Here is a 24,111-nt window from a genome sequence, read left to right as displayed (position 1 = left end):
GTGTTTTACTTAGTTCATCCTGTGCTTAGGATTAAGGACGGATTTGTCCTTGGCCAGCAACACGATATTTAAATATGGTTAGTTGCTCAAGACCTACAGGTCCACGTGCGTGAATTTTACCGGTAGCAATACCGATTTCAGCGCCCATACCAAATTCCCCACCGTCTGAAAACTGAGTTGATGCATTATGCATCACTACCGCTGAATCAACGGCGCGCATAAAAACTTCTGCTGTTTCTGCATTTTCAGTAATAATAGCGTCAGTATGTTTAGACGAGTGCTGGTCAATAAAATCAAGCGCTTCTTCTAAGTTTGCTACAACTTTGACCGATAAAATAGCGTCAAGATATTCGGTGTCCCAGTCAGCGTCATTAGCGGGATTAATTCGTGCGTCACAGGCTTGAGCTGCAAGGTCACCTCGGACCTCACAATGCTCTAAGGTATTGAGCAGTTTAGGCAAAAACTCAGCAGCTATTGCTTGGTTTACGACTAAACTTTCGGTCGCACCACAAACACCAGTTCTACGTAGTTTGGCATTTTTAACAATACTCAATGCTTTTGCTAAGTCGGCGTCTTTATCAATATAAATGTGGTTATTGCCATCGAGGTGCAGCAATGTTGGCACCTGAGCTTCGTTTCTCACTAGCTCTACAAGGCCACGGCCACCACGAGGTATAACTAGGTCAACATATTCAGCACAACGCAGTAATGCAGCAACTGCAGAACGGTCATCAGTATCAACGAGTTGTATACAAGTGGTTGGTAAATTAGCTGCACGCAAGCCTTCTGCCATACACTCAACAATAATGCGAGTAGAATTAAGACTTTCAGAGCCGCCACGCAATATTACCGTATTACCTGATTTTAAACATAAGGCACCAGCATCTGCACCCACATTGGGGCGAGACTCATAGATCATGCCAATAACACCGATAGGGGTTGATACACGGGTTATTTTTAGGCCATTGGGACGATCAAATTCTGCTAGGGCTCGACCAATAGGATCGGGTAGTTTGGCAATGCTTTCTAGAGCGACAGCCATAGCTTCGACTCTTTCAGGGTTCAATTCAAGGCGATCAATAAATGACTCAGCTTTACCCGCTTTTCTAACACTTAAAACGTCTAAAGCATTTGCTTCGAGTAGTGCTGGCGTATGCTGACGTAAAGCATCGGCGGCAACGGTTAATGCTTGGTTTTTTTGTTCGGTAGTGGCACTGGCCAGAATCTTGGCTGCGGCTTTAGCCTGCTTACCAAGATTTTCAATCATAGTTTCAGTATCGATAATTTTATTACTATTTGACATAAATGAGTTTCCTTTTGCTTATTCGCTTCACTCTAAACTGTTTGGTAAATTCAAGATTATGCTATTGAATGGTTAACTTTTATTTTTATTGCCAATATTTATATTAAAACAATAGTAAAAGTTCAGCTTAAAGCACTTAGTAGTATTCATTGTGCTCAATACTACTTTAGATGTTAATTTAATCGTTATTTATTTAACCTTGCGCCACTTCATCGCCTTGGCGAAGAAATATCAACGCAGCGCCACTGGCTGTTGAGCAGTTGCTAAAACGGTCGAGTTAATGAGTGTATCTCATTTGACATTTTGCTTAGACGCTGCCAATTCTGCTTCCATTGTACCATTTTTACTGATCACTTAGTTGCATCATATTTAGACGTGCTGTTCGTGCGTCATTGCCAGTTCCATTAATCCACCCAGTGTGTCGAGTATCCGTGCTTTGGTGGTGCGAGGTCAAAAACCCAGTGTTATCGCTGATTCAATTCAGTAGCGCGTAACTTTAAAAGCACAAATTGGCCGTTTCCTACCAATACTGTCACTCGGTTTAGCTCAGCTTCGCTGGCAGCCAAATCCGTATAACCCAATGCTTTAGTTAACCCCACAACAGTGTCTAATTGCGCTAACACCTTGACCAATTTGCGCCAGCATATTTTACATCAAAGACAGAATCGTTTGTTTGCCAACCCGCTTTTCTATTGAAGATACCGAGTAACCCTCGGCGATAGCAATAAGGTAACCTGAATCAGCAAGGTAGCGAAAATAGGCTAACCCTATTTTTTAATAAGTGCGCTTTAATCGCCATAACCTTGATTAGACAGCTCTTTAATTGCTTGTGTGACAACAATACTGGGAGGCTTTTTGACTAAAGAAGGATTAATGATGGTCATTGTCTGATCAGTAGAAGTTACCTAGTGAGTCAATAATGAAGCACAATCGTCCCACAACTAATCATAATTAATGACACAAAACTCCAAACACTTTTAGTTTGCTATTGAATGAAATACAGTCTGTTTTGTAAGTGTTCAATATAATCTTAAAAACTCGTGTTACGGAGGTGATTTTAAGTTCAATTGAAAAAATAGGGTTTTTAGTATATAATCTCCCAAATCATTTGTCGATTGTTGTCAAATTTTAACGTTTTTTAAAACGTTTCAGCAATTTTATATCTATCATCCCCAAGGTAATATATTGCTAGTAAAACTAATGTTTTGATAATAAGATAATTATACAACGACAAATAATATTACGGAAATATCTGAAGATTGATGTACCAACATTTTATTGGTTCAGCCCAGATATTTAATTATATTAATCAGAAAACGGAGTCATTTTGCCCTCATTCGAACAACCAAAATCAGAAAAAGTTTCACGAATCAAACCTCGTATAGTCATTAAAGTTGGCTCGAGCCTATTAGCAAACGTGAAGAATTTAACACCTAGTTTCGCCTTCATGCATGGCTTGCTTAGTGATATTTCTACGTTACGTGATCAAGGATACGAAGTTGTACTTACGTCCTCAGGATCAGTTGCATTAGGTCTTAATACCGTTGGCTGCACCATTGAAAATGCCAGCGTTCAAGACAAGCAAGCAGCCGCGGCTTGTGGACAACCCATCTTAATGCATGCTTATAAGCAAATTGCATTAGAGTATGGTTTTGATATTGCACAGGTATTAGTTACCTTAGATGATCTCGAAAATCGACGTCGCTTTCTTAACGTCAAAAATACGGTACACCGTTTGATAAAACAGGGTGTAATGCCGATTGTCAACGAAAATGATACCGTGACTACCGAAGAAATTCGTGTTGGTGACAACGATAGACTAGCAGCGAAAGTCGCTCAAATGATTGGTGCTGAGTATCTATTTATTTTAACTTGTATCGACGGCGTTTATGACCGGAACCCTTCAGAAGAAGGTGCGGTATTTGTTGAGTCTATCGAAGATGTAAGCAGTTACATGGAAGCGGCAAGCAGTACCAGTTCTTTAGGTACCGGTGGTATGCTAACTAAATTGCAAGCAGCAAATATGGCACAGAATGCGGGTTGCACCACGATTATTGCGAGAGGAACAATGGAAGATCCTGTTACTGCAATACTACGTGGCGAACGCAAGCACACCAAATGTATTGCCCATTCATCTCCTTCATCGGCATGGAATATTTGGTTAACAGATCGCTTGCAAATGGCTGGTAGCCTAGTGATAAAACAAGATGTAGCTGACTCATTATATGGTGGTGACGATGGTTTTACCTGCCATGATGTTGTTTCTATACACGGAAATTTTGAACGCGCAGACGTGCTTCACGTCTATGATGAAAAAGGTGAAGAAATAGCACGTGGTTTGTGTAATTTCTCATCAGATGAAACGGCTATTATTTCAAGCCGTCCAGAAGAGACTGTTGAGAATATACTTGGCTATGCTGCATCACATCGTTTGATTAACAGTGAAAATTTAGTCGTATTGGCTGAACATCATCTTTCTTGGGATGAACCTGTTCAAGGTGAATAGTTAATCACTTTGATATAACAACAAGGGCCGTTGTTGAATACTACTTTCGCTATATCTGCGTTACTGTCGTATTTAACCGGCCTTATTTTAATTTAAAAATTGCTACTACCCCTTCATTTATTTTTACTTCGAAAAATTTAATAAAATTGATATTTACTCTTAGCCTAAATGCTTCAGTGATAATTGCCATAACTGAGTTTAAGTTTCAGCTAGGCTGTTGATCATGATATTTCTGCGCACAACAAGATCAAAAACTTAATAAAACTGTCAGAACCTGTTATTAAAGTCATCGTTAGTATCGATTTGATTAATGAGTAACTCAGCTTTTTCATAACAGAAAATGAATCATGACAAGCCATAAAACTTAGTCAGTATTTAGGCAACTTATAAATCTCATAACAAAGCAGCCGTTTATGTTAACCCTTAACGTGAGCAAGTAATTAATCAAATGGGTATGAATAGCTTTTACTGATTTTAAGATCACCAGCACAGATCTCAGTTGACGTATTCCTTATTTTAATTAATATTCATAACTAAACAGATTGCAATGGAGCTTAATATGCAAAATAACTCAGACCTTGGTTTACAAGATAGTCAGTTAGTTAAAAATTGTTCATACATTAATGGTAATTGGCGTAGCAGTGAAGCTCAGATCATTGTGACCAATCCAGCTGATGGCAGTGAAGTAGCAAAAGTAAGTAATGCTGGTGTTGTTGAAACCGAATTGGCGGTAAATGCCGCTAAAAGCGCATTAAAAATGTGGTCGGCAAAATCGGCCAACGAGCGCGCAGGCTTAATGCGTAATTGGTTTGATTTGATCATGCAACATCAAGACGATCTTGGGCGAATATTAACCTTAGAACAAGGTAAGCCACTTTCTGAAGCTAAAGGCGAAGTAGCTTATGGCGCGGCATTTATTGAATGGTTTGCAGAAGAAGGTAAGCGGGTTTATGGTGATACAATTCCAGGACCATCAGGGGATAAACGTATTATAGTGATTAAACAGCCGGTAGGTGTTGTTGCCTCGATCACACCATGGAATTTCCCTAATGCTATGATCGCCAGAAAAGCCTCGGCTGCACTAGCGGCTGGTTGTACCTTCGTTGTTCGTCCGGCAACACAAACACCACTTTCAGCGTTAGCTATGGCTGAGCTTGCCGAGCGAGCAGGCATTCCTGCAGGGGTATTTAATGTGGTGGTTGGTGACGATGCTAGTGGTATAGGCAAAGTGTTAACTCAGCACCCTGATGTTGCCAAGTTTACTTTCACAGGGTCAACGCCGGTAGGAAAAACGTTGTTGAGCCAATGTGCTACAACAGTGAAGAAAGTCTCAATGGAGTTAGGCGGCAATGCGCCTTTTATTGTTTTTGCCGATGCTGACATTGATGCGGCTGTACAAGGGGCGTTGCTTTCAAAATATCGTAATGCTGGCCAAACTTGTGTTTGCACTAATCGTATTTTCGTTCAAAACCAAGTGCTGGAACAATTCACTGAAAAATTCACAGCTAGTGTGGCGAAATTAGCGATAGGTAATGGTTTGGATGACAGGATTACCATTGGTCCTATGATTTCTAGCCAGGCGGTTAATGATGTTGATAAATTAGTGCAAGCATCTATTGCTGCGGGCGCGAAAGTAATTTTGGGAGCTAAGAAAGACCCTGTGGGCGAAAACTTTTACCAACCAACAATTTTGAGTCATGTTACCAATGATATGCCCGTTGCTAAAAATGAAATATTTGGTCCAGTTTCTCCAATTATCGCCTTCGATAATGAAGCCGAGGTCATCGCTATGGCCAATGATACCGAATTTGGTCTAGCCGCTTATTTTTATGCCAGAGATATTGGCATAATTTGGCGCGTTGCTGAAGGGCTTGAGTATGGAATGATTGGTATTAACGAAGGTATTATTTCTGATGCTGCTGCGCCGTTTGGTGGTGTTAAACAATCAGGTAGTGGCCGTGAAGGCTCGAAATACGGCTTAGATGATTATTTAGAAATTAAATATTTATGCCTGGGTGGTTTAGATAAGTAGCACTTTTGTGCCAGTACTATCACTTGCTTTATTGATCATAACGCAGTTTATTTTCACTGGGTATTGCGATTTTTCGGCCATTTAAAATATGGCATGAATAGTTAAAAAATAGGGTTAAATCTGCTGTGACTTTTAGTGACGCCAGATTTTTATGTAAGTCATACTGATAATTAAAGGTCGTCGACAAAGTTATCAGTATGACAAAGGTGTTAACTTATAACGCGTGAATCCAAAAAGCCCCTTAACTAATGACTCTTTTTGTTATCCAGCTGCAAAATAAGTGTTTTTAATTCTGTTATCTCTTGTTTTAAGTCACTCAACGTTGGCTGATTTTTGTTCTTTACTTTTGAGCGCTCTTCTTCCATCACATTAACCACAATGCCAATGACCATGTTGAGAAAGGCGAACGCGGTAAAAAAGATAAAGGTCATGTAGTAAATCCAGCTATAAGGATAAATTTCCATCGTCTCATATTGGATGTCGGTCCAATCTTCAAACGTCATCACCCTAAAAAGTGTTAGCATCGATATCGCGATGTCACCCCATAATTTTGGGTTAATGGTATTAAACAAAAAACTACCAACAGCAGCATAGATATAAAAAATAATAAACATCAATAACACGACATAGCCTAATTGAGGCATGGCCTTAACCAGTGAGTTAATGAGTATTCTAAGTTCAGGCACAACAGATACCATTCTTAAAACACGAAACACTCTAACTAATCTGGCCAGTAAAGCCATTTCAGAATCATTTACTGGGATAAGGCTGATAACAACGACTAGCGTATCGAAGATATTCCAAGCTGATTTAAAAAAGTTTATTTTCTTTTCTTCTGTCAGAAAGCGTAACGAAATTTCAAATAAGAAAAAAAGTGTGATGAAAGTATCGAGCAGTGAGGTAATAGAAATAGCTGTATTTGAAAGCGGGAAAGTCTTAGCGCCAATTTCAAGTGCAGAAATTATAATGACACAGATAACACTTAATTCGAAAAATTTATTGTTTTTTAACTTGGTGAATGCAACTTTAGTTTTCTGATACATTGAGGTAACTTTACTCATGGATTTGGGTATATTTAATCTCGGATTATAAGCCTTTTGTGACGCTCTTGGCTAAGTTTTTAGTAAAGTTTTAGTAACTATTTATGTTGAAATAACAGCCATTGTTCTGGGGGAATTGTCGAGGTCTTACAGCCCAAATGTAAAAGTAATGCAAGACAATATAATAAAATATAATAAAATATAAGACAATGTAAGATAAGGTAAAAATCAATTACCCTTTGCATTGTTAGTAAAATAGTAAAATGATATAACTACCGACCACATATACTTTTATCAATTGAAATAATAGATTATAGCTATATGAGCAAATATGTTTAAATATAAGCATTTACTAGTTAGTAAACAATCAGCGCATTTTAAGGTGTTATGGATGACAGTTCCCAACCGAACGTTGTTATTATTTTTCTTGATTTTATTTGCAAATTTACTCATCGGCTTTACTGTGCAAAGCCAAGACTTCGATAAAAATTTTGGTCAGAAGCTATCCACAATCGAAGCCATGGTGGATCAAAACCAAGCTTTAGATTTAATCACCTTACTCAGTGCAGACAAAACCTTATCGACCTTAGATAAACTTTCCGTTTTAGCCAGTCAAAGCAGAATATATCATCAATTAGGCCAACTTGAGCACGCCATTGAAAGCGCCCAAAAAGAGCAGCAACTTGCTACTGAATTTGACTTAAAAAGACTGGCGGCTAATGCTTATAAAAGAGTGGGCGTTTATGCTTATTATAACGGTAAAAATCGCTTGGCTTTATACTCATATCAACAAGCACTTAATTATTACCTTACTCTCGACGAGCCTATTTCCCAAGCCAACTTATACAACAACATTGCTTTGGTTTATGGTAGAACAGCCCAAAATGAGCTTGAGTTAGCGATATATCAGAAAATTCAACCTATTTATCATGAGTTTGGTAGTAAAAAAGATCAACTTGACGTCTTAAATAATATTGCCAATTTGCATTTGCGCTTAAAGCGCTATGATGCATCAATTCAAATGTTTTATGACATCATAGAAAAACGCAAAGAAATTTCAGATATCATTGGTCTAGCCATGGCGTATAGTGATTTAGGCTCCTCCTATAAGTATGCTGGCGATTATCAACAAGCTGAACACTTTATGAAATTGGCACTTGGTTTACATCGTCAAAATAAAGATGATTATAATGCCGCGTCTACATTACATAACTTGGCCGAACTTAATAATGACCTTCACAACATCGACCAAGCGATAACTTATGCTAAGGAAGGTATTAACTTAAGTCTTGAACAGGGACACAACAATGCCTATGTAGGGGCAAAATATAGTCTAGCTACCGCTTATTTTTATCAAGGAAAGTATGATCTAGCATTGCAGCATCTTGAACAATCTACTGAAGTGATCAACCAAATTGGCAATAAAGAACAACTTAAGCACAACTTATCCTTACAAGCCCTTATATATTCAGCGCAACATCATCCTCTTAAAGCGGTTAAAAGCCTACGTGATTTTATGCAAACACAACTTGAATTAGCCAATAACCAACTTAACTCACAATTAGCTATTTTTGATTCTGAGCAACTAAAGCAACAAGTTGAGCAGTTAAAGCAACAAAAACGCTTACAAGTACTGGAAATGAGCCGTTCGTCACAAGTGCGTATTATTATTATGATTATGATTATTGCCAGCTTACTGATTGGTTTTTTAATTGCACGTCGACTAATAGAGCAGCGCTCAAAGCAAGCACTTGAGTCAAAAGTTAAACAAAGAACCACTGAACTTGAATATTTAATGCAAGAGCTACAAAGTGCAAATAAGATTAAAAGTCAATTTTTAGCGAACATGAGTCATGAAATTAGAACACCTTTAACCACAGTTATTGGTCAAGCTGAGGCGATAATGAGTGGTGATGTTGAAGATGAATTTATTGGTAAAGAAGTTAAAATTATTCATGGCAATAGCTTACATTTACTTGAACTGACTAACAACATTCTTGATTTAAGTAAAATTGAAGCCAATAAAATAGAACTTGAAATACAAACACAAAACTTGCACGACATTTTGCAAGAACTCGCGAATATGTTCAGTTTACAAGCAAGTTCTAAAGGCTTAACTTTTGACATTATTCATTGTTTGCCAGAGCCTTTTTTAATCGAGATGGATGGTTTTCGAGTTAAACAAATTTTGATCAACTTATGTGCTAATGCAGTTAAGTTCACCCCAAGAGGACATGTAGAGTTGAACATTAGTCAAAGCAAAGATAATTTGATGTTTAAAATTACTGACAGTGGCATTGGCATGAGTAGTTCGCAGTTGCAAAGCCTATTTGAAAGCTTCACCCAAGGGGATAGTAGTATTAGTCGACGCTTTGGTGGCACCGGCTTAGGGCTATGTTTATCAGACCAGTTGGCTAAAATCATGGGCGGTAAAATTGAAGTTGAAAGTGAGTTAAATCAAGGCAGTGTTTTTGCCTTTAGCTTACCTTGTACAGCCAGTTTTACTGAGCAACACAGTGAAAATAAAATATCGTCCACCGAAGTTACTATTGAGCAAGAACGCCCACAATTGCAGGGCACCATTTTACTGGCGGATGATCACAACGATAATCGACGACTTATTGCTCGGTTATTAGTGTCATTGGGGCTAGAGGTGTTAACTGCCCGTAACGGTCTAGAAGCGGTCGTTTTGTTTGAACAACACCAACCCGAGTTGATTTTAATGGATATTCAAATGCCAGAAATGGATGGTATCGAGGCATTTAATATTTTGCGGCAAAAGGGCTGTAAAACTCCGATTATTGCATTAACGGCAAACGCCATGTCGCATGAAATAGCACATTATTTATCCTTGGGCTTTAATGGTCATTTATCTAAACCTATTGAACGAAATATTTTTATACCAACAATTATAAAGTTTTACGATGGTAGCCTTTCGCACGAAAAAGCCAGTGAAATTTTTAGTAACCTTGATATGTCAGACTTAGTGCAAAAATTTAAATCGAACCTAGTCTTAGAGCAACAAGATTTAGTCTTACACATTAATAATAATGATCTTGAACAACTAGGTAAACTGTCACATCGCATTGCTGGAGCCGCGCAAATGTTTGGCTTTGCTGAGCTATCTAAATGTGCCCTGCAGTTAGAAACAGTTATTAAAAACAATCAAAAAAATCAAAGCTCGAGTGTGAATCATTACACCCAAGAATTATTGAATGAGATAGACCAAGTACTATGGTAAACGTATCTAAATAACCTTTATCATGTAAAATAAAGGTTATTTTTTAATAATTAAATTGTTTATTAAAAATTGGTGTTATATCTGATTAAGGCAACAGAAAAAATCAATTACTCAGAGCGTTGTTAGTCGAATACTAAAATGCTATAACTAGCAGCCAAATAATATATTTATCAATTGAAATAATAGACTAAAGCTAAATGAGCAAAAAAAGCAATTTACTTGTTAGTAAAAAATACGCGTATTTTAAGCTGTCATCGAAAGTAATTTTCAAGCGAATATTGTTATTACCTTTATTAATTTTATTGACAAATTTGTTCACCAGTTCTGCGGTGAAGAGTCAGAACCAAAGTCAATATATAGGTAAAAACTTTGGCCAGCAGTTATCGGTAATCAAAACCATGGCCGACAAAAAAAAAGCCCTAGTGTTAATTACCTCGCTCAGTGCAGATAAAAACTTATCAACCTTAGATAAACTCTCTGTTTTAGCTAGTCAAAGTAGAATACTTCATCAATTAGGCCAACTTGACCACGCCATTGACGTTTCCCAAAAAGAGCAAAAACTTGCTAAGGAGTTTGACTTAAAACAACTTGAAGCTGACGCCTATAAAAGAGTAGGAGTCTATGCCTACTATAAAGGTAAATATGCTTTGGCTTTACATTCATATCAACAAGCACTTAGTTATTATCTTATCCTCAATGAGCCCATTGCCCAAGCAAATTTGTATAATAATATTGCCTTAGTTCATGCAAAAACAAGTGAGTTCGAAAGTGCGTTGTTGAGCTATCAACTAGCGGAAAAAATATATCAAAAATTTGGTAGTGAAACCGATAAAATTGATGTGAAATTTAATATAGCCGATTTTCATTTAGAGCTAAAACGCTACGATATAGCGATATCTATGTATCATGATGTAATAGAAAGTCGGATAAAGATTTCAGATAAAAAAGGTATCGCTATGGCATATAGTGATATAGGCAAGGCTTACAAATATGCCGGTGATTATGAAAAAGCTGAGTATTATATGACACTGTCGCTTAACTCTTCCCGCAAAAATAAATATGATTTTTATACTGCCACAGTGTTATATCATTTAGCCGAACTACATAACGACCTTCACAATATCGACCAAGCCATAGCCTATGCCACAGAAGGTCTTCGCTTAAGTATTGAGCAAGAACACGACAATGCTTATGTAGGTGCATTATATAGTTTAGCTAAAGCCTATTTTTATCAAGGGAAATATGACTTGGCATTACAATATACTCAGCGTTCAAGTGAAATGGCTGAAAAGAGGGACCATAAAGATCAAATACAATATAACCTTTCACTACAATCACTTATATATGCCGCGCAGCATAAAAACTTTAAAGCAATGAAAAGTCAACGTGATTTTTTGCAAGTAAAATTGGAATTAGATAATAACGAACTTAATTCAAAATTAGCCTTATTTAACTCTGATCAATTAAAACAAGAAGTAGAACAATTAAAGCAACAAAAACGTTTACAGGCACTCGAAGTGGAGCAGTCTTCACAAACGCGTATCATTATTATTATTGTGACTATTGCCATCTTAATGATTGGTTTTTTAATTACACGTCGAGTAATAGAGCGGCGATCAAAGCAAGCACTTGAGTCAAAAGTCAAACAAAGAACCAACGAACTCGAATATTTAATGCAAGAGTTGCAAAGTGCTAATAATATTAAAAGTCAGTTTTTAGCGAACATGAGTCATGAAATTAGAACACCATTAACCACAGTTATTGGTCAAGCTGAGGCGATAATCAGTGGTGATGTTGAAGAGAAGTTTATTGGTAAAGAAGTTAAAATCATCCATGGCAATAGCTTACATTTACTCGAACTGACTAACAACATTCTCGATTTAAGTAAGATTGAAGCCAACAAAATAGAACTTGAAATACAAACACAAAATTTGCACGACATTTTGCAAGAACTTGCGAATATGTTTAGCTTGCAAGCAAGTTCGAAAGGTTTAACTTTTGACATTATTCATTGCTTGCCAGAGCCTTTTTTTATCGAGGTGGATGGTTTTCGAGTTAAACAAATTTTGATCAACTTATGTGCTAATGCCGTTAAATTCACCCCAAAAGGGCATGTAGAATTAAACATTAGTCAAAGTGCGAATAACTTAATGTTTAAAATTACCGACAGTGGCATCGGTATGAGCAGTTCGCAGCTGCAAAGTATATTTGAAAGCTTCACCCAGGGGGATAGCAGTATTAGCCGGCGCTTTGGTGGTACCGGCTTAGGACTATGTCTATCAGATCAATTAGCCAAAATCATGGGCGGTAAAATTGAAGTTGAAAGTGAGCTAAATCAGGGCAGTGTTTTTGCTTTTAGTTTACCCTGTACAGCCAGTTTCAGTGAGCAATGCAGTGAAAGTAGTATATCGTCCACCAAAGTCACGGTTAAAGAAGCAGCTGCGCCATTACAAGGCACCATTTTACTAGCAGAAGATCACAACGATAATAGACGACTTATTGCTCGATTATTAGCGTCATTGGGGCTAGAGGTGTTAACCGCCCGTAACGGTGTAGAAGCGGTCGCTTTGTTTGAACAACACCAACCGGCGTTAATTTTAATGGATATTCAAATGCCAGAAATGGATGGTATCGAGGCGTTTAATATTTTGCGGCAAAAGGGCTGTAAAACGCCGATTATTGCCTTAACGGCAAACGCCATGTCACATGAAATAACGCATTATTTATCCTTGGGTTTTAGTGGCCATCTATCTAAACCCATTGAACGAAATGTTTTTATACCAACGATTACAAAATTTTACGATGGTAGTTTTTCTTACGAAAAAGCCAGTGAAATTTTTAGTAACCTTGATATGTCAGACTTAGTGCAAAAATTTAAATCGAATTTGGTATTAGAGCAGCAAGACTTAGTGTTGCACATTAATAATAATGACTTTGAACAACTGGGCAGACTGTCGCATCGCATTGCTGGTGCCGCGCAAATGTTTGGCTTTGCTGATCTGTCTAAATGTGCCCTGCAACTAGAAATGACCATTAAAAGCAATCAAAAAGATCAAAGTTTGGTGGTCAATCATCACACTCAACAATTATTGAATGAAATAGATCAAGTGTTATGGTAAAACGTATTTAATCAAGCTTATTGGTAGTTAAACCTTGTTTTTAAACGGATATTTAAGTCTGGCGCTATGTTAAATTTGAGCACTAATGTTGCAAGTGCGCTATCAAGTCTACTGTTTTAATTGTATGTTGGTGGGCAAGTTCAATCCTGTTCAGTAATTTTGTGCTATATCCAAGTAAACTAAAGCCAAGCAAAAAAACTTAGAACTTAAGTTTACCCATCAAGATGTCTTTATACATAACCCAGTCACCTAACAAACTGTACCAAGGATAAGTGAAGGTTGCTGGTGTATTCTTCTCAAAGAAAAAATGACCAAGCCAAGCAAAGCCATAACCCAGAAAAGGTAGGATCCAGAATAATGGCCAAGCAGCATTAATCAAGACATAGGTCAGAGTGATTATAATTAAACTAGAGCCAATAAAATGCAACCTTCTGCAGATAATATTTTCATGTTGGCTTAAGTAGAACGGATAAAACGACTTGAAATTTTTATATTTTTTAACAGCTGTATTTGTCATGAAAATCACCTAATTTATTTTGCTGATCAATACTTTTAAGCCGATTAAAATCATAGCGCCACCAAGTACACGATTGATCCAATGGCCTAAGCGCTGAAATTTTTCATTAACACTTGGCTGAGAAAGTAAAACCACCACGATAGAAAACCACAGCAGCTGTAATATCATCATCCATATACCGTAAATAACCAAGTGTAATAGCGGTAAATTGGGTGATAAAACTACAGTAAACAAGGCCAAAAAATATATTGGCGCTTTTGGGTTTAAGGCATTGCATAAAAAACCTTTCGCAATTGCTCTTAAACGGGGATATTTTTTCAGTACTTTTTGCTCGCTGACTTTGCCAATAGGGTCAAGGTTACTAACCGGTTTAGCGCTTAAACCTTGCACACCTAAGTAAATTAAATAACCACCACCGATAATTTTTATCGCCCACAAAGCGGTTGCTGAGTTGGCGATAACAGCAGCCAATCCTAGCGCAGAATAAATAATATGCACCGACAAGCCCAATGCAATACCAATACTGACCATAAAACCTGTTTGTTTGCCGTTAGACAAAGTTTGCTGCGACACCAAAACAAAATCAGGCCCTGGCGATGCTGCCGCCAACAAATGTATGGAGGTTATTAATAGTAAGCCTTGTATTAAATCCATGAGTATTCCCTAAACAGCAACCTTAAAAATATTCTTGTAAAATAGCCTAAAAAGCGACTAATAACACCTATGTTGATAATATGATCAAAACTTATTACCAAATTAACACTGCTAAAATATAGCTGCAAATATTAGTTTAGAAAGCATAACTTATTGATAAAAAACTCACTTGTATTGAACATGTTATAGCGTTAGGTGATTTTTTAGGTCTCACTCCAGTCCATCAACCGCTAAGCTGGCGCTTAATGTGGTGCGCCGAATATGTATAGCCAAGTTAATTTTATCTGGACGACAATAATGAACGACAACAGAGTAATCAAAACTGATAGATCGTCAGAAGTTAACTTGGTTGAAGTTCAGCACAACTCGGCGTTTGTCGCTAAATCTGTCCAGATATTGCTACTTTATGCCATTGGTAAAGAGTTAATAAAAACTCGTATGGTACAGTGCAGGTATTATTTAATATTATTACCAAAAATGCTCAAACTCTTTTACACGTGCTTGGCTGATAAGCAAGCAAGTCTGATGTGCAGTTGAGGCTTTATCAGCTATAAAATAAGTCTAAGTTATTATTTATATTGAGAAGTATTATGATGAAAGATGTAAAAAATGAAATTATGGATGAAATTGAAGCAAAATTATTGTATTGGCGTAATATAAAAAGTAAGAGAAATAAAACCTTGCTCATTGTTTTTCTTTTAAGCTTGGTTGGCTTAAAGGTATTTACCACAGTGTTAACTTTTGAGTGGCTAGCGGGTTTATTTAACTGGGTATAAAGTAAGGTTTTAAATAGATGAGTAATTGTACAACTTAGGTGGCGTTAGTTGTGCTTACTGAGCCTAGTTTAAGTCAGAGTTATGTAACCGATTAATTTATATCAAATTTATTATTTGTTGTTAAAGAAACTTAAGCGGTTATTCAAGATGATTAACACGAGTTAATTAAGCAAAATACCTCGACAGTTTTTAAACATGTAAGGCAATATAAATATTGCTCAGCTTGTCACTAGTGAAGTAACTCGGCTATTTTCATATCGTTAATTATTTTAGCTTATTTTAATTTAAGCTGACCTTAATTTTATACTCAAATAGGTGCTAAGAGCTTAAGGAATATAGTGATTTCAAAATTACCCCGATGGGTAGAATACGGTGCATTTGTGCTTGCTTTAGTGGCCGGACTTATTAATGCGGTTGGATTGTTAGGCTTTAAACATCAATCGATTTCGCACTTATCTGGCACGGCTACACTGCTTGGCACAGGAGTTGTAAACTCGACATTTACTGATGCTTTTCATTTACTGCTTATTTTATTTAGCTTTTTAATAGGGGCAGGTATATCGGGTTACTTTATACATGGTGGGGCATTAAAATTAGGCCGCAATTATAGTGGTTTGCTGTACCTAGAAGCGGCATTGCTTTTTGGTGCTATTTATTTCTTAACAAAAGACTCTTTAAATGGCCATTATTTAGCCTCAACAGCGTGTGGATTGCAGAATGCCTTAGCCACTACTTATAGTGGTGCGGTGATCAGAACAACTCATGTCACAGGTATTTTTACTGATTTGGGTATTATGTTAGGTGCAAAATTAAGGGGCGATACATTTGATAATAGAAAGGCATTATTATTTCTGCTAATTATTATAGGATTTGTTGTCGGTGGGGGCTTAGGTACTTATTTATTTAGTTTGTTTAAATTTTATGCGCTATTTGTACCCGCAGGTATTTGTATTTTCTTGGCTTTAATATATTCAATCTATAATGCCAAAGCCAAAGCCAAAGCTAGGAACTAGCACTTTTACCATTTTTTCATGTTGCCAAGGTAGGGGATAAATTTATCACTAGTCTATTAGGTCGCTTTATTGACACTTTAACAGATTGTGTTTGTTACAAAGGTGGAGTTATCGATGAACCCCCCCCATATCAAATTATGTGAGCATAAAATCATCGTGCTAGCTTTCATATAGGAGAAATAATGCAAGACTTGAAGCAACAATTAGATTTTATTTTAGAGTTAGACCGTCTTAAAGCTGTCTACCGAAAAGTGATGGTAAAGTCGGACAAAAATAGACCAGAAAACAGTGCTGAGCATAGCTGGCATATTGCCATGATGGCGCAAACCTTACATGTTTATGCCGCAGAGCCAGTCAATGTTGCTCGAGTCACTATCATGTTACTTATTCATGACATAGTAGAAATTGATGCCGGCGATACTTTTGCCTTTGCAGCACAAGCAGAACTTGATGCGCAAGAAGCAAAAGAGCTTGAAGCGGCAAAGCGTATTTTTGGTTTGTTGCCTGAACAGCAATGCTCAGAAATGTTAAATTTGTGGTTAGAGTTTGAAGCGGCAGAAACAACCGATGCTAAATTTGCCAAAGCAATGGATCGGGTATTACCTTTACTGCAAAATATGAAAAATGACGGAGGGAGCTGGGCTAAGCATAATGTTAGCCGATCTGAAGTTATTGCGCGTCACAATTTCTTAGATAGTTTAGCACCAAAACTATGGACTTATGTTGCTGAGCAAATTGAGTTTGCCGTAGAAAAAGGCTGGTTACGCAATGCTTAGCGTCAATAAAACTTTTAGGTATGTAAAGTAATGCCTTAGCTGCTTGTTAATATATCAGTCAACAAGCAGCTAAGCTTCTATCTTTTAAATTTAAGAATATGACCTTTGAAGTCTTGTTTAATGTAATCGGTATGCTCAGGTTTAATATGGGTAGAGCTAAAACCAAATTTTAGCATTTTTGTACTTAATTTAGTTTTGCGTCCGCGACCCGGATCAACAAGAATAACTTCACAACTTTTGTTTGCATGGGCCTGGATGAAATTTGCAAGCAATTCAATATGTTCATTTTCATATAGTAGGTCACTACCAATGATTAAATCAAAAAGTCCTAAGCTATCTTGTTTATTTGACCAATTAGTTTGCTCATAGTTAATCGGACCGTCTTGATTAAGCAGGGTGTTTCTCAGTAAAAATTTCCCTACTTCTGGGTGGTAATCTGTTGCGGTTATATCTGCTTTTTGTTTGTTTAATAGTAAGCTACTAAGCGCTATGCCACAGCCTACTTCTAATACCCGTTTTTTGCCAACGGGGTATTGCGAGATAAAATGTGCCAGCACTAAGCTTGATGGCCAAATAACACCAAATAAAGACCAAGTTGCTGATGAAATGCCTAAGTTTTGGGCAATGTCTTCAGGGTCATAAAATTCTTGTTTATCACGTAAGGTACAAAGATGGATATCAGTGTTACCAAACTCGATTGTTTGATAACTGTAACGAAGGTTTTTCATTGTGCTGCCTAGGTAGGCGCGGAGCCAAGTCTCTGGAGACAAATGACCAAGTGCGCGAGTCGGCTAAGATTACAGTGTTTAGCTTAAATGACAATATATTTCGTGCGCTATAATTGAGCCATTAGAGGTTTTTTGTCGTAAATTTTCTTTGCGACTAAACGATAAAATGCTAAATCATATTAAAGTTTTTAGACGTCTATACGTTTAGAGGTTGACATAGCTAGCAATCCAAGTCACATTGTAGTTAGATATAAATGGTAAAGAGCAATATTTTTTTTCAGCGTTGTTTTATAGCGATCACAGATATAATGAATTACCCGACATTAGGTTAGTACTATGCCCATAAAAATCCCCGATGAATTGCCGGCTTTAACGATTTTAGACAAAGAAAATATTTTTGTTATGTCTGAACGCCGCGCTGCAGATCAAGAAATTCGCCCAATGGAAGTGGCTATTCTTAACCTAATGCCCAATAAAATTGAAACTGAAGTGCAAATTCTGCGCATGTTGGCTAATACACCATTGCAAATTAATGTTGAATTTGTCCGCATACATGCCAACGAATCTAAGAATACGCCGCAAGCACATCTAGATAATTTCTACCGCTTGTTCGACGATATAAAACATAAACAATATGACGGTTTAATTATTACCGGTGCGCCGCTGGCGTTGTTGGATTATCAGCAAGTAACCTTTTGGGACAAAATTTGTCAAGTGTTTGACTGGGCAGAAAAAAATGTGACTTCAACTATGTTTTCTTGTTGGGCAGCACATGCAGCGCTTTATCATCATTATGGTTTAAAGCGACATTTGCGTAAAAAAAAGCTCTCTGGTGTTTATCACCACCATTGTTTGAAACCAGAAGAGCAGTTAACCCGAGGCTTCGATGAAAGTTTTAATGTGCCTCATTCTCGTTATGGTTATATCGATAAATCGGATTATCAAACACTGGAACATCTAGAAATATTGGCGGAGTCAACTGAGGCCGGGGTGTATTTATCTGCGAGTAAAAACAAGCAGCAAGTCTACCTTACCGGCCATCCAGAGTATGACGCAACAACCTTGAGTGAAGAGTATTTTCGTGACCTTGAAATGGGCCATACCACGTCAATGCCTAAGAATTATTTTACTGATAATGATCCCAATTCAGCCACAGCAAACACGTGGCGCAGCCATGGTAGTTTGCTTTTTACCAATTGGTTAAATTATTACGTTTATCAAATTACGCCGTATCAATTAGATGCAAACCATATTAAAGCCATTCATCCAGGGAAATCTCGTGTCTAAGCAAGTCAATACTCAATCAAAAGCACCTGTGGTGCAGTCAATTTCTTATGGCCTATTACAAGCCGAATTAAAAAAGCGCATTCTTATTTTAGATGGTGCTATGGGCACTATGATCCAAGCGTATAAATTTGAAGAGCAAGATTATCGTGGCGAGCAATTTGCTGATTGGCATAGCGATGTTAAAGGTAACAACGATATGTTGGTGCTGACTCAACCTGAGATTATTAAAGCTATTCACCGCGAATACCTTGTTGCCGGTGCTGACATTCTTGAAACTAATACTTTTAACGCCACCACTATCGCCATGTCTGATTACGATATGGCGGAGTACAGTGCTGATATTAATTTCGCTGCGGCGCAATTAGCACGTGAAGTCGCTGATGAATTTACCGCGAAAAATCCAGATAAACCACGTTTTGTGGCTGGCGTGTTAGGGCCAACAAATCGCACTTGTTCAATTTCTCCTGACGTTAACGACCCGGCGTATCGTAATGTAACCTTTGATCAACTCAAAGATGCTTACATTGAATCGACCAATGCCTTGATTGACGGTGGCAGTGACATTATTTTAATTGAAACAATATTTGATACCCTTAATGCTAAAGCCGCTATATTTGCCGTTGAAACCGTATTTGAAAGTCGTGGTGAACGTTTACCTGTGATGATTTCAGGCACGATTACTGATGCATCAGGGCGAACGTTATCAGGGCAAACCACCGAAGCTTTTTACAATTCTTTACGTCACGCTAGACCGATTTCATTTGGTTTAAACTGTGCGCTTGGCCCGGTTGAATTACGCCAATATGTGGAGGAATTAAGCCATATTTCAGATGTGGCTGTTTCTGCTCATCCTAATGCGGGTTTGCCTAATGCTTTTGGTGAATATGATTTTACCGTTGAAGATATGGACGAGCATGTTGCTGAGTGGGCCAATGCGGGTTTTTTAAATATTATTGGTGGCTGTTGTGGCACCACACCAGCGCATATTAAAGGCATGGCTGATGCCGTAGCGAATATCGCGCCTCGGGAAATTAAAGCGAAAGAAATAGCTTGTCGTTTATCTGGCTTAGAAGCACTGACCATTAAAGATGATAGCTTGTTTGTTAATGTAGGTGAGCGTACCAATGTGACGGGTTCTGCGGTTTTTAAACGTTTAATTACCGATGAAAATTACGATCAAGCCATCGCAGTAGCTTTGCAACAAGTTGAAAATGGCGCGCAGATTATTGATATCAACATGGATGAAGGCATGTTGGACTCACAAGCAGCCATGGTTCGATTCCTGAATTTAATTGCTGGTGAGCCAGATATCGCCAAAGTGCCGATTATGCTGGATTCTTCTAAATGGGATATTTTAGAAGCGGGTTTAAAATGTATCCAAGGTAAAGGCATTGTAAATTCAATCAGTTTAAAAGAGGGTGAAGACAACTTTCGTGAACAAGCTGAACTGCTGCGCCGTTATGGTGCTGCGGTGATTATTATGGCGTTTGATGAAAAAGGCCAAGCGGATACTCGTGAACGTAAGTATCAAATTTGTCAGCGCGCTTATCATATTTTGGTCAATGAAATTGGCTATCCTGCTGAAGATATTATTTTTGATCCTAATGTTTTTGCGGTGGCTACTGGCATTGACGAGCATAACAATTATGCGCGTGATTTTATTGAAGCGGTAGGTGACATTAAGCAAAACTTACCCCATGCCATGATTTCTGGTGGTGTCTCTAATGTCTCATTCTCATTTCGCGGCAATAATCCAGTGCGTGAAGCGATACATGCGGTTTTTCTTTATCATGCGATAAAAAATGGTATGGACATGGGGATTGTTAATGCTGGCCAGTTAGCGATTTATTCTGATATCCCCGACAACTTGCGCCTAGCAGTTGAAGACGTTATACAAAACTCTGATGACGGCGCTACTGAACGCCTACTTGATGTGGCACAAGAATATCGTGGCCAAGCCGGTAGTCAAAATAGCAAAGCTGATTTAACCTGGCGTGAGTTAGAAGTGAATAAACGCCTAGAATATTCGCTCGTTAAAGGTATTAATGAGTTTATTCTTGAGGACACTGAAGCGGCTAGACTAGTCGCTAAACGGCCATTAGATGTTATCGAAGGGCCGTTGATGGACGGCATGAATGTGGTTGGTGATTTATTTGGTGCTGGCGAAATGTTTTTACCGCAAGTGGTTAAATCTGCCCGAGTAATGAAACAAGCGGTCGCACATTTAAACCCTTTTATTGAAGCAGAAAAAACTGAAGTAAAATCTAACGGCAAGATATTGCTGGCAACGGTGAAAGGTGATGTTCATGACATTGGTAAAAATATTGTTGGTGTGGTTTTACAGTGTAATAATTACGAGATTATTGACTTAGGTGTGATGGTGTCATGTGAAGAAATTTTACGTGTTGCCCGTGCTGAAAAGGTCGATATTATAGGTTTGTCAGGGTTGATCACTCCCTCACTTGACGAAATGGTGCATGTTGCTAAAGAAATGAAGCGCCAAGAATTTAACTTACCCTTGCTCATCGGTGGTGCCACAACCTCTAAAGCGCATACCGCAGTAAAAATTGAACCTCAATATCAACATCCTGTGGTTTATGTGCCTAATGCTTCACGTTCGGTTTCTGTTGTAAGTACACTACTTTCTGATGAGCATAGAGCTGCCTTTGTTGAGCGCCAAACAGCTGAATACGTTAAAGTGCGTGAGCGCCATTACAAAAAAGGCCCGCGTTCCAGTTTGATTTCTTTGAAAGATGCGCGTGCCAATGCGGTGCCGATCAACTTTGATAACTATACACCTAAGGTGCCCAATAAATTAGGTGTAACTGTACTTGATAATATCGACTTAAATATTGTTAGGCATTATATCGATTGGACGCCATTCTTTATGACTTGGCAGTTATCTGGCAAGTATCCCTTAATTCTTAGACATGAAGTCGTAGGCGTGGAGGCAACTAAGTTATTTAATGACGCTAATGCGATGTTAGATGATGTTATTAATAATAAAAAATTAACTGCAAAAGCGGTATTTGGTTTGTTTCCAGCTAATCGTGAGCAAGATGACTTACAACTTTACACTGACGACTCGCGTACTGAACCCTTAATGAAATTGCACCAATTACGTCAACAAAGCAAAAAGCCCACGGGCCAATATAATCGTTGCTTAGCCGATTATGTCGCAGACAAAGCCTCAGGTGTTGATGACTATATTGGCGCTTTTGCCGTGTCGGCTGGTTTTGGTGTTGAGGCGTTAGTGAAAGCCTTTAATGCCGATCACGATGATTATAATAGTATTTTAATTAAAGCAGTTGCCGATAGACTAGCTGAAGCCAGCGCTGAATATTTACACCAGAAAATTCGCAAAGAATATTGGGGCTACGCGCCAGATGAAACCTTAGATAATGATAGTTTAATTCGTGAAAGGTATCAGGGTATTAGGCCTGCGCCAGGCTATCCCGCCTGTCCAGAGCACACAGAGAAAGGCTTGCTTTGGACCTTACTTAATGTCGAAGAAAACATTGGTATGGACTTAACCTCAAGTTTTGCTATGTGGCCTGGTGCTGCGGTAAGTGGCTGGTACTTCGCGCACCCAGAGTCTAAATACTTTGCCGTGGCAAAAGTGGCACAAGACCAAGTTGAAAGTTATGCCGCCCGTAAAGAAATGACCATGCCACAAGCTGAGCGCTGGTTGTCAGCTAATTTAGATTATGAACCTTCTTAAATTATAAGTCTTAGCTTAAAGTGACGAGGGAATATTTTTATTCACCTATCTTATAGCGCAGCAATAACAGCAAAGATAGGCTAATAAAAAATGCTATAAACCTAAAAATTGCTATAGCTACATAAGCTATAGCAATTTTTTAATATTGGCTATCACCCTCATCTTTGGACAAGGTAACGTTGTAAGATTCAGGTCATTGTGTGCTTAATTTTCGTTATACAATAACGAAAACACCTTTAAGTTAAGCTGTTTTAGAGCTAAATAACCTTAAAAATAATTTGGCTTTGATCATATAATGGTTATATTGAGTGACACTATCTCAACAAACAGACTCAACTAAGACAAGTGTTTCATCAGTGACGGTGGTTGAGCTAGGTTGAATTTTTAGTCATCAGATTCAGACTTAGTGAGCAATTGTTGGACTGAAAATTTTGGACTGAAAAAAAACAACGATTTTTTTGTGCATTTAAAGTGCTGACTATTGGTTTAACGCTAACGCTTCTGCTCGCTAATTGCCGTTATTTTGCATCAACTAGGTGAATCAGAGGTTTAAATTCTTAGTAGGCGTTATCGACATAACAGGGCTCCATTTTGTATGGCCAATCTCATAGGGTAAATAAACCTGTAAAACGATTGTTATGATAGCTAAAGAATATTTTGTGAGGTTTTAATAAAAATTAAATTTACTCTTTCTAATTATTTAAAATTGTGAAATATTATTCAGCAGATATTACGGAGAATTTCGCATAATATTGTTAGGGTTTCAATCTACTTAGAATGATTAAAATAGGGTTAACTTATTATGTTTGAATTGCTTTATACCAGTATCTCTCCTGCAGGCTTATCAGAGGCCGAATTAATGCTTATGCTAAAACAATGGCGATTAAAAAACAAAGCACTCGATATAACCGGAATGCTGTTGTATCACGACCGTGAGGTCATGCAAATTCTAGAAGGAGAAGAAGATAAAGTTAAAGCACTGTTTCAAACTATTCTTATGGATAATCGACATAGAAATATTGAAGTGATCTATGAAGGGAATATCAAAGATAGAGCTTTTGGTGAATGGTCAATGACATTTAAGCTACTTGACGAAAATATCATAAAAATAATTTCAGCTGGTTATGAGGAATTTAACCTAAAAATGTCTCCTATTACTATGATTAAAGAGAGTCCCAACCGTGGTAAGAAAACATTTTTAACCTTACGAGACATGCTTTAAAGTAAAATGAGTTACTGAATATCGTAACCAGCGTTTACAGTTTAATAGCAAAAGCTCAAATTGTGGGATAACTGAAGCCGGTGTTAGCAATATAATATTTAATCAAAATAAAAAATCCCGATCCCTCTCGGTTTTTCAACTTGAACCGTCGCTATCGTATGAAAGCCATCGTTAAA

15 protein-coding genes are annotated in these 24,111 nt (G+C 37.8%); 10 read left to right on the top strand and 5 right to left on the bottom strand.

Translation table 11 applies throughout. The annotated features are described in order from the left end of the window. Positions 1-31 precede the first annotated feature (31 nt). The gene (locus H4J46_RS08350) at positions 32-1,303 is read right to left on the bottom strand and encodes a glutamate-5-semialdehyde dehydrogenase (RefSeq protein ID WP_182233063.1); all 1,272 of its coding nucleotides are present in this window, start codon (positions 1,301-1,303) and stop codon (positions 32-34) included. A 1,327-nt stretch (positions 1,304-2,630) separates the two neighbouring features. Between H4J46_RS08350 and proB the strand changes: the two genes are divergently transcribed. Next, positions 2,631-3,809, top strand: coding sequence for a glutamate 5-kinase (gene proB, locus H4J46_RS08345; RefSeq protein ID WP_182233062.1), 1,179 nt, complete (start codon positions 2,631-2,633; stop codon positions 3,807-3,809). 559 nt (positions 3,810-4,368) lie between these two features. Continuing rightward, positions 4,369-5,841: an NAD-dependent succinate-semialdehyde dehydrogenase gene (locus H4J46_RS08340; protein ID WP_182233061.1), complete on the top strand. Its 1,473-nt coding sequence runs from the start codon at positions 4,369-4,371 to the stop codon at positions 5,839-5,841. Between the two features lie 245 nt (positions 5,842-6,086). Here the strand turns inward: H4J46_RS08340 and H4J46_RS08335 are convergent, their stop codons facing one another. After that, positions 6,087-6,884 (bottom strand): ion transporter, encoded by a 798-nt coding sequence (locus H4J46_RS08335; protein WP_182233060.1) that lies wholly within the window; start codon positions 6,882-6,884, stop codon positions 6,087-6,089. 388 nt (positions 6,885-7,272) lie between these two features. Between H4J46_RS08335 and H4J46_RS08330 the strand changes: the two genes are divergently transcribed. Then, positions 7,273-10,122, top strand: coding sequence for a response regulator (locus H4J46_RS08330; RefSeq protein WP_182233059.1), 2,850 nt, complete (start codon positions 7,273-7,275; stop codon positions 10,120-10,122). A 398-nt stretch (positions 10,123-10,520) separates the two neighbouring features. Then, a complete protein-coding gene (locus H4J46_RS08325; protein ID WP_182233058.1) occupies positions 10,521-13,241 on the top strand; it encodes a response regulator in 2,721 nt (906 codons plus the stop codon). Between the two features lie 199 nt (positions 13,242-13,440). Here the strand turns inward: H4J46_RS08325 and H4J46_RS08320 are convergent, their stop codons facing one another. After that, on the bottom strand, positions 13,441-13,758 hold the full coding sequence (locus H4J46_RS08320) for a DUF962 domain-containing protein (protein ID WP_182233057.1): 318 nt from the start codon (positions 13,756-13,758) through the stop codon (positions 13,441-13,443). A 9-nt stretch (positions 13,759-13,767) separates the two neighbouring features. Beyond that, positions 13,768-14,412, bottom strand: coding sequence for a LysE family translocator (locus H4J46_RS08315; RefSeq protein ID WP_182233056.1), 645 nt, complete (start codon positions 14,410-14,412; stop codon positions 13,768-13,770). A gap of 590 nt (positions 14,413-15,002) precedes the next feature. Here H4J46_RS08315 and H4J46_RS08310 point away from each other — a divergent pair. The 3 genes from H4J46_RS08310 (at position 15,003) to H4J46_RS08300 (ending at position 16,977) form a co-directional block, all read left to right on the top strand. Then, positions 15,003-15,188 (top strand): hypothetical protein, encoded by a 186-nt coding sequence (locus H4J46_RS08310; protein ID WP_259365741.1) that lies wholly within the window; start codon positions 15,003-15,005, stop codon positions 15,186-15,188. Positions 15,189-15,526: 338 nt separating this feature from the next. Further along, a complete protein-coding gene (locus H4J46_RS08305; protein ID WP_182233055.1) occupies positions 15,527-16,201 on the top strand; it encodes a YoaK family protein in 675 nt (224 codons plus the stop codon). A gap of 182 nt (positions 16,202-16,383) precedes the next feature. After that, positions 16,384-16,977 carry an HD family hydrolase gene (locus H4J46_RS08300; RefSeq protein ID WP_182233054.1) on the top strand — a complete coding sequence of 198 codons (594 nt, stop codon included), beginning with the start codon at positions 16,384-16,386 and terminating at the stop codon, positions 16,975-16,977. A gap of 77 nt (positions 16,978-17,054) precedes the next feature. Here H4J46_RS08300 and H4J46_RS08295 read toward each other — a convergent pair whose 3' ends face one another. Beyond that, on the bottom strand, positions 17,055-17,705 hold the full coding sequence (locus tag H4J46_RS08295) for a methyltransferase (protein ID WP_182233053.1): 651 nt from the start codon (positions 17,703-17,705) through the stop codon (positions 17,055-17,057). A 336-nt stretch (positions 17,706-18,041) separates the two neighbouring features. Between H4J46_RS08295 and metA the strand changes: the two genes are divergently transcribed. From metA to H4J46_RS08280, 3 genes are all read left to right on the top strand, one after another. After that, complete coding sequence (gene metA / locus H4J46_RS08290) at positions 18,042-18,992, top strand: homoserine O-succinyltransferase (RefSeq protein WP_182233052.1); 951 nt, start codon at positions 18,042-18,044, stop codon at positions 18,990-18,992. Between the two features lie 28 nt (positions 18,993-19,020). Then, complete coding sequence (metH, locus tag H4J46_RS08285) at positions 19,021-22,713, top strand: methionine synthase (protein ID WP_310650220.1); 3,693 nt, start codon at positions 19,021-19,023, stop codon at positions 22,711-22,713. A gap of 802 nt (positions 22,714-23,515) precedes the next feature. Further along, on the top strand, positions 23,516-23,935 hold the full coding sequence (locus H4J46_RS08280) for a BLUF domain-containing protein (RefSeq protein WP_182233050.1): 420 nt from the start codon (positions 23,516-23,518) through the stop codon (positions 23,933-23,935). The last annotated feature ends 176 nt before the right edge of the window (positions 23,936-24,111 follow it).

The sequence above is a fragment of the Colwellia sp. MB02u-6 genome, from assembly GCF_014077095.1.
Lineage (GTDB): Bacteria > Pseudomonadota > Gammaproteobacteria > Enterobacterales > Alteromonadaceae > Cognaticolwellia.
Note: the sequence above shows the minus strand (reverse complement) of the source record. Positions and strands in the feature narration are given on the sequence as shown.